We start from the raw sequence: 18,217 nt of genomic DNA on the forward strand, positions 1-18,217 counted from the left end.
TCCCCAACCCGTCGCGGCATACCGTGGCACACGGGTAAATCCCTCATTTCATTGCCGTTTTTTTCTTGCGCGCCGCGGTTGCGCCCCTATGACATGGGGCCAGGACCCCAAGCAGGATCGCGCGCGCCCATGCCACCTATCGAAGATCACCCGCTCCGCTATGAGTTGAGCAACGAGCTGCATGCCCGCCCCTTCCCGACCGTGGGGGCCGAGGCCGAGGCCATCTGGCTGGCCATCAAGCGCCCCAACGACGCCGCCGCCCGCGACCGCGAGGCCGACCGGCAGCACCTGCTGGCTCTGCTGGACCGCCACGGCGCGCAGCATCCGCAGCCCGGCGCCACGCATTATTCCGGCAAGATCGGACGCCATGACCTGAAATGGGAGAGCCATACCGAGTTCGTGACCTACACGATCCTCAGCGCGGGCCTGGGCGAGCGCCCCTTCGATCCCGCCATCTGGGCTGCCCTGCCCGAGGACTGGCTGGCCGCCGCCCCCGGCCAGCGCATCACCTCGGCGCAGGTCCGCATCCTCAGGCGGCCGGGAAACGACGCCACGATCACGCAAGCCTTGCGCGACTGGTTCGAACCCGAGAGCCTCGCCGCCAGCGCCGTGCTCGATGACAGCGCCGTCATCGCAAGCGATTTCCGCATCGACGCGGGCGGCCATATGCGGTTCGCGATCTTCGCGGGCACAGAGACCGGCCCGGCCCGGATCGGGCGCATCCTGCAACGGCTCTGCGAGGTCGAGACCTACAAGGCCATGGCCATGCTCGGCCTGCCCCGCGCGCGCGACCTGAACGCGGCGATGGCCCGGATCGACGGCGGGCTCTCGGCCCTGCTCGACGAGATGAGCCAGGAGACCGCCGCGCCCGAGGCCGCGCTGGAACAGCTCTTGACGCTCGCCACCGATCTGGAAACCCTGATGTCGCGCGCCGCCTTCCGCTTCGGGGCCACCGGCGCCTATGAGGCCATCGTCAACCAGCGGGTCCAGGTGCTGCGCGAGAACCGGTTCAACGGACACCAGACCTTCGCCGAATTCATGATGCGCCGCTTCGATCCCGCCATGCGCACGGTAAAAAGCACCGAACGGCAATTGCGTTCGATGACCGACCGGGCGCAGCGCGCCAGCGACCTCCTCCGCACCAAGGTCGAGGTCGGGCGCTCGGCCCAGAACCAGGAGGTTCTGGCCAGCATGGACCGCCGCGCGGCGCTGCAACTGCGCTTGCAGGAAACCGTCGAGGGCCTCTCGGTCGTCGCGATCAGCTATTACGGCGTCAACCTGCTCGCCTACCTGCTGGCCCCGCTGGCCTATCGGGCCGGCATCGAGAAACCCACCCTGACCGCCCTTCTGGTGCTGCCGGTCATCGCCACCGTCTGGCTGCTGACCCGCCGCATCCGCAAGGCCATGCACTAATGTAACCCTTTCATTTTGCTTAAAATACCTCGGGGTCCGGGGCAGAGCCCCGGAAACGCGGCGGCGGAGCCGCCGCCGCCGGTCGGATTGCCGACAGGCAATTCGAAACCAGTCACCCGCCCCGCGTCGCGCGCACCAGCGCCAGGATATCCTTCGCCGCTTCGGGGATATTGGTCCCCGGCCCGAAGATCGCCTTGACCCCGGCCTCCTTCAGGAAGGCGTAATCCTGCTGCGGGATGACGCCGCCGCAGATCACGATGATATCCTCGGCCCCTTCCGCCTTCAGCGCCGCGATCAGCTTCGGCGCCAGCGTCTTGTGCCCCGCCGCCTGGCTGGAAATCCCGATGATATGCACGTCATTGTCGATGGCATCCTGCGCCGCCTCCTCGGGCGTCTGGAAGAGCGGCCCGACATCCACGTCAAAGCCTATATCGGCGAAGGCCGTGGCGATCACCTTGGCGCCCCGGTCATGCCCGTCCTGGCCCATCTTGACGACCAGCATGCGCGGGCGGCGGCCTTCCTCCTCGGCAAAGGCTTCCACTTCCGCCTGGATCGCGGCAAAACCCGCATCGCCCTCATAGGCCGCGCCATAGACCCCGGCCAATGTCTTCACCTCGGCCCGGTGTCGGCCGAATTCCTTTTCCATCGCCATGCTGATCTCTCCTACCGATGCCCGCGCCCGCGCCGCCTCGACCGCTGCTTCCAACAGATTGCCGCCGTCGCGCGCGCGCCGCGTCAGTTCGTCCAGTGCCTGCGAACAGGCCGCCTCGTCGCGCGCCTCCCGCATCTTCTCCAGCCGCGCGATCTGGCTTTCGCGGACCTTGACGTTATCCACGTCCAGGATGTCGATCGGGTCTTCCTTCGCCTTGCGATACTTGTTGACGCCGACGATCACCTCCTCGCCCCGGTCGATCATCGCCTGCCGCCGCGCCGCCGATTCCTCGATGCGCAGCTTGGGCATGCCGGAGGCGACGGCCTTGGTCATGCCGCCCATCTCCTCGACCTCTTCCATCAATTCCCAGGCCTTTTCCGCCAGTTCCGCCGTCAGGCTCTCGACGTAGTAGGAGCCCGCCAGCGGATCGACCACATTGGTAATCCCGGTCTCCTCCTGCAAGATCAGCTGCGTGTTGCGCGCGATGCGGGCCGAGAAATCCGTGGGCAGGGCAATCGCCTCGTCCAGCGCGTTGGTGTGCAGCGACTGCGTGCCGCCCAGAACCGCGCTCATCGCCTCACAGGCGGTGCGGATCACGTTGTTATAGGGGTCCTGCTCCTGCAAGCTGACGCCGCTGGTCTGGCAATGCGTGCGCAGCATCTTGGAGCGGTCGTTCTTCGCCCCGACCTCGGTCATGATCCGGTGCCACAGCAGGCGCGCGGCGCGCAGCTTGGCGGCCTCCATGAAGAAATTCATCCCGATGGCGAAGAAGAAGCTCAACCGCCCGGCGAACTTGTCCACATCCATCCCTGCCGCGATGGCCGCCTTCACGTATTCGCGCCCGTCGGCCAGGGTATAGGCCAGCTCCTGCACCAGGTTCGCGCCGGCCTCCTGCATGTGGTAGCCGGAGATGCTGATCGAGTTGAAGCGCGGCATCTCGGCGCTGGTATATTCGATAATGTCCGAGATGATCCGCATCGACGGTTCCGGCGGGTAGATATAGGTGTTGCGGACCATGAACTCCTTCAGGATGTCGTTCTGGATCGTCCCCGAGAGCTGCGCCTTGTCATGCCCCTGCTCCTCGCCCGCGACGATGAAGCTGGCCAGGATCGGGATCACCGCGCCGTTCATCGTCATGCTGACGCTCACCTGGTCCAGCGGGATGCCGTCAAAGAGGATCTTCATGTCCTCGACGCTGTCAATCGCCACCCCCGCCTTGCCGACATCTCCCTCCACCCGCGGATGGTCGCTGTCATAGCCGCGATGGGTCGCCAGATCGAAGGCGACCGAGACGCCCTGCTGCCCGGCGGCCAGGTTGCGGCGGTAAAAGGCGTTCGATTCCTCCGCCGTCGAAAACCCCGCATATTGCCGGATCGTCCAGGGCCGTCCTGCATACATCGTCGCCTTCGGCCCGCGCGTGAAAGGGGCAAAGCCCGGCAGGCTGCCCATGTGATCCAGCCCGTCCGTGTCCTCCTCGGTATAGAGCGGCTTGACCGCGATACCTTCCAGCGTGTTCCAGGTCAGATCGTCCAGGCTGCGCTTGCGCAGCTCGCTTGCCGCCAGATCGGCCCATTTATCGGTCTTCTCACTCATCTCGCTGTCCTCTCATTCCATTCCCGGCCCGCGCACGCCCAATGTCACGTCTGCGTTGGCAGATCCCGTTAAACCCCGCAAAGCCCTTCGCAATTCCGTTTCGCGCGCCTATATCTGGTGCGACTGGAGACCCTATGCGCCACACCCTTGCCCTGTTCCTCGCCTTCATCCTCACCGGCCCCGCCCCCGCGCAGGAGACCGCCACCGACGGCGATCCCGCGGTCGAGGTCGTGCCGCTCAGCCCCGAGGACAACATGGAGCCGGTCGAGGGCGTCACCCCGCCCTCCCTGCCGCCCTTGCAGGTCTTCGACGCCGCCGACACCACGCTGGAGGAACATCTCTGGGTGTCGCGCCCCATCGTGATCTTCGCCGATACCGACCGCGACCCGCGCTTCAACGAGCAATTGCAACTGCTGCTGGCCCGCCCCGGTCCGCTGATCGAGCGCGACGTGGTCGTGATCCTCGATGCCGACCCGGATGCCCGCAGCGATGCACGGCAAAGACTGCGCCCGCGCGGCTTTTCCATGGTGATCTTGCAACGCGATGGCCGTGTCGCCATCCGCAAGCCGACCCCCTGGGACGTGCGCGCCATCATCCGCATCATCGACAACCTTCCGCTCCGGATCGAGGAAATGCGCAATACCGAATGACGCGCGCCTGCCCGCCGACCATCCGCGACAAGGCCGGGCGCGCGGCCTGCGCAGCGGGTCAGAGGAACCAAACCTGTCGGGGCCGCGCCCTGCATGGGCCTATTCAAACTCCATGATCACGTCATCCACCGCCAGGCTGTCGCCCTCGGCCGCGTTGATCCTGGCCACCACGCCCTTCCTCTCGGCGCGCAGGATGTTCTCCATCTTCATCGCCTCGATGGTGCACAGCGCCTGCCCCTCCTGCACCTCCTGGCCGGTCTCGACGGCCAGTTTCACCACCAGCCCCGGCATCGGGCAGAGCAGCAGCCTGGAGGTGTCGGGCGGCAGTTTCACCGGCATCATCGCCTGCAACTCGGCCTGCCGGGGCGTGCGCACCGCAACCTTCATATCCGCCCCGCGATAGCGCAGCCGCGCGCCGCCGCGGATGAACTCGGTCTTCACGATCATGCGCTCGCCGCCGACCTGGCCGCGGAACACGCTGTCGCCAAGCCTCCAGTCCGATCTCACCTCGAACTCGGTCCCGTCCAGCAGCCGCACCCGCGTGCCGTCGCCGTCATGCTCGATATGAACCGGGATCGCCTCGCGCCCGATGAAGGCGACCCAGTCGGGCTCCACCCGGCGGCGGTGATTGGCCATCGCGCCCGAGATCTGCGCCGCGCGTTCCTCCTTCAGCATCTTCATATGGGCGGCGACGGCGGCCAGTTTCTGCACCGTGGCCTCATCGGGCGTCACACCCTCGAACCCGTCGGGATATTGCTCCTCGATGAAGGCGGTCGTCATGGCGCCCTCGATGAAGATCGGATGGTCCATCACGGCGGCGAGGAAGGGCAGGTTATGCCCGATCCCCTCGACCTCGAACGCGTCCAGCGCATTGCGCATCGCCTCGATGGCCTCGGCGCGCGTGGGCGCCCAGGTGCAGAGCTTGGCGATCATCGGGTCGTAATACATGGAGATCTCGCCGCCCTCGAAAACGCCGGTGTCGTTGCGGATCGCCACGTCGCCCGCAGGCGCGTCGCCCTGCCATTTGCCGGTTTCCTGCAAGGGCCCCGCGGCCTGCTCCATCGGCGGTCGATAGCGCGTGAGCCGCCCGATCGAGGGCAGGAAGCCGCGATAGGGGTCTTCCGCGTATAGCCGGTTCTCGATGGCCCACCCGGTCAGCTTTACATCCTCCTGGGTCAGCGCCAGCTTTTCGCCCGCCGCGACCCGGATCATCTGTTCGACCAGGTCGACGCCGGTGATCAGCTCGGTCACGGGATGTTCCACCTGCAACCGCGTGTTCATCTCGAGGAAGTAGAAATTCCTGTCGCCATCGACGATGAACTCCACCGTGCCCGCGCTGGCGTAATCCACCGCCTGCGCCAGCGCCACCGCCTGCTCGCCCATCGCCTTGCGCGTGTCTTCATCCAGGAAGGGCGAGGGCGCCTCCTCCACCACCTTCTGGTTGCGGCGCTGGATCGAGCATTCGCGCTCGCCCAGGTAGATGCCGTTGCCATGGGTATCGCACAGAACCTGGATCTCGATATGGCGCGGCTGGGTGACGAATTTCTCGATGAAGATGCGGTCATCGCCAAAGCTGCTGGCCGCCTCGTTCTTCGAACTCTGGAACCCCTCGCGCGCCTCGTCGTCGTCCCAGGCGATCCGCATCCCCTTGCCGCCGCCGCCCGCGCTGGCCTTGATCATCACCGGATAGCCGATCTCGCCCGAGATCTTCACCGCCTCGTCGGCATCCGCGATCAGGCCCATGTAACCCGGCACGGTCGAGACATCGGCCTCCTGCGCGATCTTCTTCGAGGTGATCTTGTCGCCCATCGCCTCGATGGCACCCACGGGCGGGCCGATGAAGGCAACGCCCTCGGCCTCCAGCGCCTCGGCAAACTTGGCGTTTTCCGACAGGAAGCCGTAGCCCGGATGCACCGCCTCGGCCCCGGTCGCGCGAACAGCCTCCATCACCTTGTCGATGACGATATAGGACTGGTTGGCGGGCGCGGGGCCAATATGGACCGCCTCATCCGCCATCCTGACATGCAGCGCATGGCGGTCGGCATCGGAATAGATCGCGACCGTCCGGATACCCATTTTCCGGGCGGTCTTGATGACGCGGCAGGCGATCTCGCCCCGATTGGCGATCAGGATCTTCTTGAACATCTTACGTCCCTCTTGGCTTGTGCGTTGCGGCAACAAAAAAGACCGCGGGCGCGAAATGCGCCTGCGGTCCTTGCAGTTCGATCATGGTGGCCTGCCGCCCTCAGGGGGCGCGGGGCCGGAAAGGCAGGGTCAGCAGCGGCCCGGGTTGGACTGGCAGTAGGCGGCGTTGCCGACAGCACCGACCGCGGCACCGCCCGCGACATTGCCGCCCGTGACGGCAGCGACACCGCCCCCGGCCAGCGCGCCCCCGGCGAGTTGTTCACCCAAAGTATCGCCGCAGGCCGCCAGGGCCGTGAGGGCGGTTGCGACCAGTATCCATTTCTTCCTAAACATGGCGTCTTACCTTTCCTGTCATTTCCAACTGGAAGGAAAACACGCCAGCGCCAGTCTTGTTCCGCGATCGGCCCGGATTGGTCGGCGTCCCGCCTAGCGGCAGAGGCGCGTGACCTCGTCGCAGACCGCGCCCGCCAAGCCGCCGACCACGACGCCCGTGGCAATACTGCCACCCACGGCCGCCGCACCGACACCGCCGACAGCCGCCCCGACCGCGGCGCGGTCCAGATCGTTGCGCAGGCAGCCGGACAGGCCCGCCACGATAAGAACGCCAAGCGCCAATATCTTGAATCTCTGCATGTTTCTCGAACCTCATCGCGGTTGTTATCATGATGACGGGAACCCGACTCGTAAAAAGACGGCCCGCCGTCAATGCCGACGGGCCGTTTTAAAGGGGAAGGGTAACACGTCACATTACCACCGGCCCGAATGAAGCTGGGGACAAGGGCCGGCAGGGGGACGTTGGCACGGGCGACGCGCGGGCAGAAGCCGGATTCGACGCGCCTCCGTCCTTGGGCGCAATCCTGCGCAAACGCGCCGGGCATAGGCAGGTTCATGCCGACCCTCCCCAGATGCCCTTGCCGCTGAAAACGTCGGGAAAGGCCGCCCGCGCGCGCGCCACATCCAGTTGCAGCATCGCGTCATAGTCGCAGGGGTCGAACGGGTCATCCAGCGCGATCACCTCGCGCCCCAACAGCCAGCTCAGCCGCCCCGCATCCAGGTTGCCGCGCGCGAAAGGCTCCTCGCCGAAGCACATCCACAGCGCCTCGACAAAGCCCGCGTCGGCGCGCCGGTCGGCGGGGCGCCGGTCGGCATGACGCTCGCGCGGCTTCAGGGGCGTGGCCCCGTCCTTGTTCTCACGTCGGATGGTGAACTGGAAATCGGTGCCGGGCAGGCGCGAGGGGAAACCGCGATGCTTGATCATGCGCCCACCCCCCGGCAGGGATGGCGATGGAAAACCCGGACGGGCGTCAGGGCCCGTCCGGCAAAGGCGTCATCAGGAGTACTTGTTGTACACAGGCTCGGCCACGATGGGCGCGGGCTCAATGATGATGATCTCTTCCGGTTCAGGTGCCGATGCGCAGGCGGACACGCCGACGACAAGCCCCAGAGCCAGAAGGGCTTTGATGCGATATGACATCCTGCTCTCCTGTTTGTTAGGGTCCGGCCAGCCCGAAGGCCGGGCAGGAACCCAGGTTTGGCCAATGCGATCTGGCCAGGGCCGATACTACCCGGAACAGGGGCGGCATTGCAGCGCGATTGTGGCGCGATTGTGTTCTGTGCCTTCGCTGCATCAGAAAGATATCCACAGCAACGTCGTCTCGCAACATGTTGTGCGTGCATCAGAAATCCTCCCAGATGCAGGTGCCGTTTTCAAACCGGTATCCGGCGAAAACCTGGGTCACGCCGGGGGCGGGCTGGCCGCGTTCCACCGGCTCGCTCATGATCTGCACGGTGATCTGATCGGGGGTCGGGTCGGCCTCCAGCGCCGCTGGCACGCCCCATTCGGCACAGAGCGCATCGGTATCCGCCGCCCGCGCCTCGGCGCTGACCTGCTGCGCGGCAAGGTCCGGAGCCAGGACGCGCAGGATCAGCCAGGTCTCGCCCGAGGCGCTCTGCGGCTCGATCACGGTGCCCTGAAGTTCGGCCTCCAGCCCCGAGGGCAGGGTAAGCCCCTCGTCCCGGCACCCGGCAAGCGCAAGGAGACTTGCCAGAACGGCAACCATGGGCCGGGGTTTGACCCCGCCATCCCGACGCGACGCCCGCCGCCCGGCCTTATGCCCCACCGCGCGCCGCATCATCACAGAGGAATATTGTCGTGCTTCTTCCACGGGTTCTGCAGCTTCTTGCCGCGCAGCGAGGCGAAGGCCCGGCAGACCCGCTTGCGCGTCGAATGCGGCATGATCACCTCGTCGATGAAGCCCCTCTCCGCCGCCACGAAGGGGTTGGCGAAGCGATCCTCGTAATCGCGGGTATGGGCGGCCAGCTTCTCGGCATCGCCCGCGTCGGAACGGTGGATGATCTCGGAGGCCCCCTTGGCCCCCATCACCGCGATCTCCGCCGTGGGCCAGGCATAGTTCAGGTCGCCGCGCAGATGCTTGGAGGCCATCACGTCATAGGCCCCGCCATAGGCCTTGCGGGTGATCACCGTGACCTTGGGCACCGTCGCCTCGCCATAGGCAAAAAGCAGTTTCGCGCCGTGCTTGATCACCCCGCCATATTCCTGGGCCGTCCCCGGCAGGAAGCCCGGCACATCAACCAGCGTCAGGATCGGGATCTCGAAGGCATCGCAGAACCGGACGAACCGTGCCGCCTTGCGGCTGCTGTCTATATCCAGGCATCCCGCCAGCACCATGGGCTGGTTCGCCACCACGCCCACGGTGGTGCCTTCCAGCCGGATGAACCCGGTCAGGATGTTCTTGGCGAACTCCTCCTGGATCTCGTAGAAATCGCCCTCGTCGGCGAGCTTCACGATCAATTCCTTCATGTCATAGGGCGCGTTGGCATTGTCGGGGATCAGCGTGTCCAGGCTGTCCTCGATCCGGTCCGGGTCGTCGAAGAAGGGGCGCACCGGCGGTTTCTCGCGGTTGGAGAGCGGCAGGAAATCGACCAGCCGCCGCACCTCCGACATCGCCTCCACGTCATCCTCGAACGCGCCATCGGCGACCGAAGATTTGCGGGTATGGGTGCTGGCCCCGCCCAGTTCCTCCGCCGTGACCTGTTCATTCGTGACGGTCTTCACCACATCCGGGCCGGTCACGAACATGTAGGACGAATCCTTCACCATGAAGATGAAATCGGTCATCGCAGGGCTGTAGACCGCGCCGCCCGCGCATGGCCCCATGATGACGGAGATCTGCGGCACCACGCCCGACGCCATGATGTTGCGCTGGAACACTTCCGCGTACCCGGCCAGCGAGGCCACGCCTTCCTGGATGCGCGCCCCGCCCGAATCGTTGATGCCGATGACGGGTGCGCCGTTCTGCATCGCCATATCCATGACCTTGCAGATCTTCTCGGCATGGGTCTCCGAGAGGGAACCGCCGAAGACGGTGAAATCCTGGGAGAACACGTAGACCATGCGCCCGTTCACGGTGCCCCAGCCCGTCACCACGCCATCGCCGCGCGGCTTCGAGGCCTGCATCCCGAAATCGGTGCAGCGATGCGTCTTGAACATGTCGAACTCTTCGAAACTGCCCTCGTCCAGCAGCAGGTCGATACGTTCGCGCGCGGTCAGCTTACCCTTGGAATGCTGCGCCGCGATGCGCTTTTCGCCGCCGCCTGCGCGGGCCTCCTCGCGGCGGGCCTCCAATTCGTCCAGAATATCCTTCATCACGCTCCCCTTCCCCTGCAACGCATGGCAATTCTGGCCGCAACCTACAGAGGCCGGAGGCGCGTTCCCAGAGGAAAACGGAATATTTGCAAATTGCGCAGCTTCGCTGAGTTCGCAACTGCAAATCCGCAAATGATCTGGCTGCAAATGTGGAGGCCGGCCTGCCCCTTTGTGCAAGGGTGCACATGGACATTCCATTGCTTGTCAAATTAAGTAAGCGCCATGTCCTCGCTTCCGCGTGGCCGTTACCTTGACCGGGCCACACCTCCGCATATCTCGACCCTGATCGCGCTGACCGGCATCGGCGCGCTGTCGATGAACGTGTTCCTGCCCTCCCTGCCCGCGATGGCCGAATATTTCAACGCCGATTACGCGCTGATGCAGTTGTCGGTCTCGCTCTACCTGGCGGTGAACGCGGTGTTGCAGCTTTTCATCGGGCCGATCTCGGACCGGTTCGGCCGCCGCCCCGTGCTGCTGATCAGCCTCGCCCTCTTCAGCCTCGCCACACTTGGCTGCATCCTCGCGCCCACGGCGGTCAGTTTCCTGGTCTTCCGCATGGGCCAGGCGGTGATCGTCTCGGGGCTGGTGCTTGGCCGCGCCGTGGTGCGCGACATGGTTCCGCAGGCCGAGGCCGCCTCGATGATCGGCTATGTCACCATGGGCATGGCCGTCGTGCCGATGATCGGCCCGGCCTTCGGCGGCGTGCTGGACCAGGCTTTCGGCTGGCAGGCGAATTTCATCCTCCTGCTGATGGCGGGTCTTGCGGTTCTGGCGCTGACCTGGGCCGATCTGGGCGAGACCGCGCGCAGCACCACGGCCAGCTTCCGCGACCAGGTCCGCGAATACCCCGAGCTCTTCGCCTCGCGCCGCTTCTGGGGCTACTGCCTGTCGGCCACTTTCGCCTCGGGCGCGTTCTTTGCCTTCATCGGCGGCGCGCCCTTCGTGGGCACCGATGTCTTCGGGCTCAACTCGGTGCAGGTGGGCTTCGCCGTCGGCGCGCCCGCCCTGGGCTATTTCACCGGCAATTTCATCTCGGGCCGCTACTCGGTGCGCAAGGGCGTCAACTGGATGATCACCGTGGGCGCGATGATCTCGACCCTCGGCATGATCATCCCCTTCGTGCTGGCGCTGGCGGGGATCAGCACGGCGCTCAGCTTCTTCGGCTCGGTCACGCTGGTGGGCCTGGGCAACGGGATGCTGATGCCCAACGCCAATGCCGGGATGCTGTCGGTGCGCCCGCACCTGGCGGGCTCGGCCAGCGGCATCGGCGGCGCGATCATGATCTTCGGCGGCGCGTGCCTCTCGGCCTATGCGGGCTGGCTCCTGGGGCCGGGCTCCTCCGCCATGCCGCTGATCGTGATCATGCTGATCTCGTCGGCGCTGGCCCTCGTGGCGATCCTCTACACCATGTATCGCGAACGGCAGGTCGCGCCCGCGTAACCCCTTGCAGCGCCGCTTTGCAAATCCCATGGTGACTTTGCAACGATGAGGCGATGTGATGGCCGTTCAGAAACTCTATGCCGGGGCCAAGCTGCGCGAATTGCGCGGGCGGCTCGGGCTGACGCAAAAGGACTTCGCCGCCAAGCTCGGCGTCTCGCTCCCCTATCTCAACCAGATGGAGAACAACAATCGCCCGGTCTCCTCCGGCGTGATGCTTGGCCTCGTGCAGGAGTTCGGCTTCGACGTGGCCGAGCTTGGCTCGGGCGATACCGAACGGCTGGTCTCGGACATGCGCGAGGCGCTGGCCGATCCGGTCTTCGCCGATGCCACGCCGCCCCTGCCCGACCTGCGGCTGGTCGGCTCCAACGCGCCCGCCTTTGCCCGCGCCTTCCTGGAACTGCACTCGGCCTACCGCCAGACCCATGAGAGGCTGGCCTCGCTCGACGAGGCTCTGGGGCGCGAAGGCGGCCCCGTCGCGGCAAGCCCCTGGGAGGAGGTGCGCGATTTCTTCCACTATTGCGACAATTACATCGACGCGGTCGATCGCGCCGCCGAACGCTTCGCCGCGGCCGCCGATGGCAACCTCGACGCCCATATCCGCCGCACATTGACCGGGCGCGGGCTGACCATCCGCCATGCCGAGGGCGACGGCATCCGCCATTATGACCGCGACCGCAAGGAACTGACGCTCTCGCCCCGCACCGCCCCGGAAACGCAGCGCTTCCAGCTGCTGCATCAACTGGCGCTGCTGGATCAGGATCGCCTGCTGGAGGCGACGCTCGACCTTGCCCGGTTCCAGTCCGGCACCGCCCGCGACATCGCCAAGATCGGCATGGCCAATTATTTCGCGGGCGCGGTGCAGATGCCCTATACCCGCTTTGCCGAGGCCGCCGCGCGCAGCCGCCATGACCTCGAACGGCTCTCGATCCTCTTCGGCGCCTCGATCGAGCAGGTCGCCCATCGCCTCTCGACCCTGCAACGCCCCGGCGCCAAGGGCATCCCGTTCTTCTTCGTGCGCGTCGATCAGGCCGGCACGATCACCAAGCGCCATTCCGCCACCCGGCTGCAATTCGCCCGCTTCGGCGGTGCCTGCCCGCTGTGGAACGTGCACCGCGCCTTCGAGACACCGGGCCGCTTCCTGCGCCAGCTTGCCGAAACGCCGGACGGCGTGCGCTACCTCTGCCTCGCGCGCGACGTGTCGAAACCGGGCGGATCGTTCCACGCGCCCATTCGCCGCTACGCCATCGGCCTGGGCTGCGAGGTGCGCCATGCCGAGGCGATGGTCTATGCCGACGGCATGGACCTGGCCAGCGCGGATGCCTATGAGCCCATCGGCATCTCCTGCCGCATCTGCGAGAGGGTGGGCTGCCACCAACGCTCGGTCCCACCACTGGAGCGGCACCTGCGCGTCGATCACGACCGGCGCGGGACATTGCCCTACGAGGTCGGAGCGTGAGGGAGGGATAGCTTGCGTTGACGCAAGCTCGCCCGCGCGGGGTCGACCCCGCGCATCCCCGCCCGTCTCAGGCTTTCGCCAGCAGGCCCGCGATCTCGTCCTTCAACCGCATGCGCGTCTTGCGCATCTCGACCTCGGCCAGTTCCTCGCAAGGCTCGATGCCGGTCTCGGCGCGATGCACGGCGCGGTTCACCGCGTGATACTCCTCGACCAGCCGGGCGAAATGCGCGTTCTCCTCCTTCAGCGCGTGGATGCGCTCCACGTCATCGGGGAAATCCTCGGCCAGTTCATGGGGGGTGTGCGACATCTGCGACCATCTCCTTGGTTCTGTAGTGTTTCGCTCAGGAAATAGACCCATCCGCCGCCGCCCGCCTTGATCAAGGTCAAACCGCGTGTCTCAAAGCTTGGTCTGCGACACGGCGGGCGTCATCTGGCGGCGGCGCAACAGCGCCTCGCGCATGGTGATATAGCTGATCGCCGCGATGATCAGCCCGCCGCCCAGGATCACGTAGAGATCCGCCGGCTCATCGAACAGGATCGCCCCCACCAGCGTCGCCCAGATCAGTTGCACGAAGGTCACCGGCTGCGTCACCGCAAGGGGGGCGGCGGCAAAGGCCAGCGTCATCGTGTAATGGCCCAGTGTCGCGAAGACCGCGACCAGGAACAGCCAACCGATCTCGGCCCATGTTGGCTCGACCCAGACCGCCCAGGCGAAGGGCGCCAGCCCGATGGTGACGGTCAGCGACAGCATCCCCACGACGACCGTGGGCGCGACCTCGTCGGCCATGATCTTGGCGATCAGGTAGCCGCCCGCGAAACTGGCCGCCGTGAACAGCATCGCGATATGGCCGGGGCCGACCTCGCGGAGACCGGGGCGCAGGATGACCAGCGCGCCCGCGAAGGCCACCAGGATCGCCAGGATGCGCCGGATCGCCAGCCTCTCGCCCAATAAGACGGCGGCCAGCAGGGTGACATAGATCGGGTTGAGGAAGTTCATCGCCGTGACCTCGGCGACGGGGATCTGCGTCATCGCATAGAACCACAAGATCACCCCGAAGGTATGGAACGCGCCGCGCAGGCCGAACAGCGTCAGCGCCCGCCGGCTCAGCCGTGCCTTGAAGACCGGCAGGAACATCGGCAGCACCAGAACCAGACCCATCGCATAGCGCAGGAAGGCCGATTGCGCGGGCGGGATGCCGTCGCCCACCAGTTTGACCAGCGCCGTGACCGCCACGAAGGAGGCCCCCGTCACCAGCATCCAGAACACCCCCCATAGGGGGCGCGAAACTCTGGCAGTGGCGGCGATGTCGGACATGGGCGCAAAGAACCGCATTCGCGCGCGGGCCACAAGCCGATATGCCTGTTACCCGGCCAGCAGTTTGGCCGCGATGGCCCACATCACCAGCCCGATCACCACATCCAGCCCCTGCCAGGCGCGGGGCCGCGCGAAGATCGGCGCCAAGGCCCGCGCGCCATAGCCGAGGCTGAAGAAGAAGACGAAACTGGCCATGATCGCGCCCACCCCGAACCAGACCCGGTTTGGCCCGTATTGCGTGGCGATGGTGCCGATCAGGACGACCGTGTCCAGGTAGACATGCGGGTTCGCCCATGTCAGCGCCAGGCAGGTCAGGACCGCCGCGCGCAAGCTGCCGTTGCCGGTGCCGGTCCCGGCAACCGCCAGCGCCTCGCCACCCCGCCAGGCAGACCGGAACGCGCGGGCCCCGTAAAGGATCAGGAAGGCCGCGCCTCCGTAGCGAAGCGCGGGCACGGCCCAGGGCAGAAGCTCGGCGATCACGGCAAAGCTGCTGACGCCCAGCGCGATCAGGATCGCATCCGAAACGGCACAGGTCAGCACCACCGGCAACACGTGCGAACGGCGCAAGCCTTGCCGCAGGACAAAGGCGTTCTGCGCCCCGATGGCCAGGATCAGGCTGAAGCCGAGGTAGAACCCGGCGGATGCGGCGGACAACATGGGGCAACTCCTTCTCGACCGGGCTGGGGGTATCGCGGTTTGACAATAAGATCGACTTAAATCTTGTTTCCTTGCATAAGTGAATCTTATGCAGCTCGATTACGACGCCCTCGCCGCGCTGGCGGCCATCCTCAGGACCGGCTCCTTCGACGGGGCCGCGGCCGAGCTTGGCCTGACCCAACCCGCCATATCCCTGCGCATCAAGACGCTGGAGGATCGCGTCGGCGCCATCCTGATCCGGCGCGGGCGGCCCTGCACCGCCACGCCCACCGGCGCGCGGCTCAACCGCCATGCCGAGGAGGTGGGCCTGCTGGAAAAGACCCTGACCGCCGATCTGGGCGGGTTGCTGCCTGACCGCGACAGGCCGCTGCGCCTTGCCATCAATGCCGACAGCCTTGCGACATGGGTGCTGCCCGCGCTGGCCGAGGTCGAGGGCTTCCGCTACGACATCACCGTCGACGACCAGGACCACAGCGCCGATTGGCTCAGACGCGGCGAGGTCTCGGCGGCCATCACCGCCCATGCCGCGCCCATTCCGGGCTGCGATTGCACTGCGTTGGGCGCGCTCTCCTATGCCGCGACCTGCGCGCCCGGCTTTGCCGCCCGGTGGTTCGCCCAGGGCGTCACGCCCGAGGCCCTGAACCACGCGCCCTGCCTCGCCTTCGACCGCAAGGACCGGTTGCAACATGCCTGGGTCGCCTCGGCGCTCGGTCTCCGCGTCGCCCTGCCGCTGCATTACCTGCCGACCGCGCAAGGATTTGTCGAGGCCGCCATGATGGGTCTTGGATGGGGCATGAACCCGGTCGCGATCGCGGCCCCAATGCTGGCCGATGGCCGGCTTGTCGAACTGATCCCGGACCACCGGATCTCGACGCCGCTCTACTGGCAGGTCTCGCGCCAGACCGCCGCCGCGCTCGACCCGCTGACGAAGGGCTTGCGGCGCGCGGCGCGCAAGATCCTGGAGGAACCGGGCGTGACTTGAGACAAATTGCCGATTTGCCTGCGCATCGAGGCCAAGTTATCGCCACGTTTATCGGTTACGCCCTGTCCAGCCAATAAAAACGGGCAGGACCAGGATGGACAGTTTCAACGCCTTCTTCGCGGCCATGGCGCGCGCGCCTTTCGACCCCCACCTGCGCTTTGCGCTGTTCTACCTGGCCGCGACGATCCTCCTGGCCTATGTCATCTGGCTTGCGCGGGGTCGGCCCAGGACCTTCCTCACCTGGCTGGTGCCGCGCGCGGTCTATACGCATCGCTCGAACCTCGTCGATCTCAAGCTGTTCCTGGCCAATTACGCGCTCGGCACCATCGGGGTCTTCGGCGCGCTGGTCTTCACCCCGCTCATCGCCTACCAGACCCTGACCGCCATCGCGGGCGCGTCCGGCTCTGCGTTCACCCTGCCGCCCGTCACCCCCACCCGCGCGCTGATCACCACGCTGATCGTCGTCACGGTCAACGATTTCTGCAAATACTGGACCCACCGCATCCATCATGAATGGAGCACGCTCTGGCCCTTCCACGCCGTCCACCATTCGGCGGATGTGCTGACGCCGGTAACCGTGGCCCGCGTTCACCCGGTCGAGACCGTGCTGCGCAACATCTTCTCCTCGGTGGTCGTGGGCGTCGCGCAGGGCGCGCTGCTCTATGGCCTGATCGGGCGCATCGACCTTGTCGCCATCGGCGGCGCGAATGTGATCTATGTCCTGTTCAACACCGCAGGCTCGAACCTGCGCCATTCCCATATCTGGCTCAGCTATGGCCGGGTGATCGAGCATATCCTGATCTCGCCCGCGCAGCACCAGATCCACCATTCCGCCGCCGCCAGGCATTTCAACAAGAATTACGGCTCGATCTTCGCCTTCTGGGATTGGGCCTTCGGCACGCTCTACATCCCCGACAGCTACGAGGAGCTGACCTTCGGCGTCGCCGACAAGGCGGGGGCCAAGCTGGAACAGCCGCACCCCAGTTTCACCGCCGCGATAATGGTGCCCTTTGCGCAGTCGTGGCTGGCACTGAAGGCCAAGCTGCCCACCCGCACCCAGCCGCCCGGCACCGACCCCGCGACCGATCCATGAGCCGCGGTTTCTCCCTCTGGCTCGACGCGATCCGGGCGCTGGCGGCCCTGGCCGTCCTTTTCGGCCATCTCGCGCATGTCCGCTTTACCGGTGGCGATTACATCTGGCTGCGCGAGACCAACATCGCCTCGGATGCGGTGGTGGTGTTCTTCGTCATCTCCGGCCTCGTCATCGCCTATGCGGCGGGGCGCGACGGCGACCTGGCGACCTACAGCTTCAACCGCATGACGCGCATATTCTCCGTCATCGTTCCGGCCCTGATCCTGACGCTGGCCTTCGACGCCATCGGCACGCGCGTAACGATCGAGGCCTACCCCACCGGCTATTACCAGGCCCTGCCCCTGCGCGATTTCCTGATCCGCGGCCTGACCCTCACCCCGCAATGGAGCGGTTTCGGAGACATCCTGCGCCTCGGCACCAACGGCCCGCTCTGGTCGCTGAGCTACGAGGTTGCCTATTACATCCTCTTCGGCGCGGCCCTGTTCCTGCGCGGCGCGCTCAGGGTGGTGATGATCGCCCTGGTGGTGCTGCTGGCGGGGCTGAACATCCTGTTGCTGCTGCCCGCCTGGGCGCTCGGCGTCTGGGTCTGGCGGCAGATCTCGCGCGGCCCCTCCCTGCACCCCGCCCTGGCCTGGGGCCTCGCGCTCGGCACGCCCGCCCTGATCGTGGCGGCGAAAGCCTCCGGACTGGCCGACGCGCTGCCCCGGTTTCCCCAATTCGGCTACTCGGACGAGGTCATCTGGAACACCGCGCTCGCCGGCCTCGTGGCGCTGCACCTCATCGGCGCGGCGGCGCTGCTGTCAGACCTGCGACAGAGCTTCACGGGCCGTCCCGCACGCCTCATCCGCTGGATCGCGGGCGCCAGCTTCTCGCTCTATGTCATGCACTACCCGGTGCTGCATCTTCTGGATGCCACCCTGCCCGAGACCCTGCCTGCCTATAACCTCTGGCTCCTCGGCCTGACCCTGGCCGCCTGTTTCGGTTTCGCCCAGGTCTTCGAACGCCCGCTGAAATTCTATCGCCAGTGGCTGACCCAGGCGGTGGCGCGCCGCGTCGACGCGGCGTAAACCACGCTCCGTCGATGGAGCGTCATCCGCGTTTTCGAAAACGCGGGCCAAGCCGCGTCGACGCGGCTTCCGCCCCGGTCCTGGGGC

18 protein-coding genes are annotated in these 18,217 nt (G+C 66.3%); 7 read left to right on the forward strand and 11 right to left on the reverse strand.

Annotation, left to right across the window (positions count from 1 at the left end; translation table 11 throughout):
• The first annotated feature begins 129 nt into the window (after positions 1-129).
• Positions 130-1,413 carry a DUF3422 family protein gene (locus AC13C7_RS11155; protein ID WP_482867521.1) on the forward strand — a complete coding sequence of 428 codons (1,284 nt, stop codon included), beginning with the start codon at positions 130-132 and terminating at the stop codon, positions 1,411-1,413.
• Between the two features lie 112 nt (positions 1,414-1,525).
• Here the strand turns inward: AC13C7_RS11155 and scpA are convergent, their stop codons facing one another.
• The gene (gene scpA / locus AC13C7_RS11160; protein ID WP_482867522.1) at positions 1,526-3,658 is read right to left on the reverse strand and encodes a methylmalonyl-CoA mutase; all 2,133 of its coding nucleotides are present in this window, start codon (positions 3,656-3,658) and stop codon (positions 1,526-1,528) included.
• 134 nt (positions 3,659-3,792) lie between these two features.
• Here scpA and AC13C7_RS11165 point away from each other — a divergent pair, with 134 nt between their 5' ends.
• A complete protein-coding gene (locus tag AC13C7_RS11165; protein ID WP_172320655.1) occupies positions 3,793-4,308 on the forward strand; it encodes a DUF4174 domain-containing protein in 516 nt (171 codons plus the stop codon).
• 99 nt (positions 4,309-4,407) lie between these two features.
• On the opposite strand, the gene AC13C7_RS11170 is transcribed toward AC13C7_RS11165, so the two are convergent.
• The 7 genes from AC13C7_RS11170 to AC13C7_RS11200 form a co-directional block, all read right to left on the reverse strand.
• On the reverse strand, positions 4,408-6,453 hold the full coding sequence (locus AC13C7_RS11170) for an acetyl-CoA carboxylase biotin carboxylase subunit (RefSeq protein ID WP_482867523.1): 2,046 nt from the start codon (positions 6,451-6,453) through the stop codon (positions 4,408-4,410).
• Between the two features lie 129 nt (positions 6,454-6,582).
• A complete protein-coding gene (locus AC13C7_RS11175; protein WP_482867524.1) occupies positions 6,583-6,786 on the reverse strand; it encodes a hypothetical protein in 204 nt (67 codons plus the stop codon).
• A gap of 93 nt (positions 6,787-6,879) precedes the next feature.
• The gene (locus AC13C7_RS11180) at positions 6,880-7,086 is read right to left on the reverse strand and encodes a hypothetical protein (RefSeq protein ID WP_172320658.1); all 207 of its coding nucleotides are present in this window, start codon (positions 7,084-7,086) and stop codon (positions 6,880-6,882) included.
• 253 nt (positions 7,087-7,339) lie between these two features.
• Positions 7,340-7,711 carry a hypothetical protein gene (locus tag AC13C7_RS11185; protein WP_172320659.1) on the reverse strand — a complete coding sequence of 124 codons (372 nt, stop codon included), beginning with the start codon at positions 7,709-7,711 and terminating at the stop codon, positions 7,340-7,342.
• Positions 7,712-7,783: 72 nt separating this feature from the next.
• Positions 7,784-7,927, reverse strand: a complete 144-nt coding sequence (locus AC13C7_RS11190; RefSeq protein WP_172320660.1) for a hypothetical protein — start codon at positions 7,925-7,927, stop codon at positions 7,784-7,786.
• Positions 7,928-8,129: 202 nt separating this feature from the next.
• Positions 8,130-8,513 (reverse strand): DUF6497 family protein, encoded by a 384-nt coding sequence (locus AC13C7_RS11195; protein ID WP_172320662.1) that lies wholly within the window; start codon positions 8,511-8,513, stop codon positions 8,130-8,132.
• Between the two features lie 74 nt (positions 8,514-8,587).
• Positions 8,588-10,120, reverse strand: a complete 1,533-nt coding sequence (locus tag AC13C7_RS11200; protein WP_172320663.1) for an acyl-CoA carboxylase subunit beta — start codon at positions 10,118-10,120, stop codon at positions 8,588-8,590.
• Between the two features lie 222 nt (positions 10,121-10,342).
• Here AC13C7_RS11200 and AC13C7_RS11205 point away from each other — a divergent pair, with 222 nt between their 5' ends.
• Positions 10,343-11,560: a multidrug effflux MFS transporter gene (locus AC13C7_RS11205; RefSeq protein WP_482867525.1), complete on the forward strand. Its 1,218-nt coding sequence runs from the start codon at positions 10,343-10,345 to the stop codon at positions 11,558-11,560.
• Between the two features lie 58 nt (positions 11,561-11,618).
• Positions 11,619-13,016 (forward strand): helix-turn-helix domain-containing protein, encoded by a 1,398-nt coding sequence (locus tag AC13C7_RS11210; RefSeq protein WP_446121955.1) that lies wholly within the window; start codon positions 11,619-11,621, stop codon positions 13,014-13,016.
• 67 nt (positions 13,017-13,083) lie between these two features.
• On the opposite strand, the gene AC13C7_RS11215 is transcribed toward AC13C7_RS11210, so the two are convergent.
• The 3 genes from AC13C7_RS11215 to AC13C7_RS11225 form a co-directional block, all read right to left on the reverse strand.
• Positions 13,084-13,323, reverse strand: a complete 240-nt coding sequence (locus AC13C7_RS11215) for an HP1242/YdcH family protein (RefSeq protein WP_172320666.1) — start codon at positions 13,321-13,323, stop codon at positions 13,084-13,086.
• A gap of 90 nt (positions 13,324-13,413) precedes the next feature.
• A complete protein-coding gene (locus AC13C7_RS11220; RefSeq protein WP_482867526.1) occupies positions 13,414-14,331 on the reverse strand; it encodes a DMT family transporter in 918 nt (305 codons plus the stop codon).
• 48 nt (positions 14,332-14,379) lie between these two features.
• On the reverse strand, positions 14,380-14,988 hold the full coding sequence (locus AC13C7_RS11225) for a LysE/ArgO family amino acid transporter (RefSeq protein WP_482867527.1): 609 nt from the start codon (positions 14,986-14,988) through the stop codon (positions 14,380-14,382).
• A gap of 88 nt (positions 14,989-15,076) precedes the next feature.
• On the opposite strand from AC13C7_RS11225, the gene AC13C7_RS11230 reads away from it, so the two are divergent.
• From AC13C7_RS11230 to AC13C7_RS11240, 3 genes are all read left to right on the forward strand, one after another.
• Positions 15,077-15,970, forward strand: coding sequence for a LysR family transcriptional regulator ArgP (locus AC13C7_RS11230; RefSeq protein WP_172320671.1), 894 nt, complete (start codon positions 15,077-15,079; stop codon positions 15,968-15,970).
• A 94-nt stretch (positions 15,971-16,064) separates the two neighbouring features.
• Positions 16,065-17,063: a sterol desaturase family protein gene (locus tag AC13C7_RS11235; RefSeq protein ID WP_172320672.1), complete on the forward strand. Its 999-nt coding sequence runs from the start codon at positions 16,065-16,067 to the stop codon at positions 17,061-17,063.
• On the forward strand, positions 17,060-18,130 hold the full coding sequence (locus tag AC13C7_RS11240) for an acyltransferase family protein (RefSeq protein WP_482867528.1): 1,071 nt from the start codon (positions 17,060-17,062) through the stop codon (positions 18,128-18,130). The genes AC13C7_RS11235 and AC13C7_RS11240 overlap by 4 nt, the downstream gene beginning before the upstream one ends.
• Positions 18,131-18,217: the final 87 nt, after the last annotated feature.

The sequence above is a fragment of the Alterinioella sp. B-7 genome, from assembly GCF_056857775.1.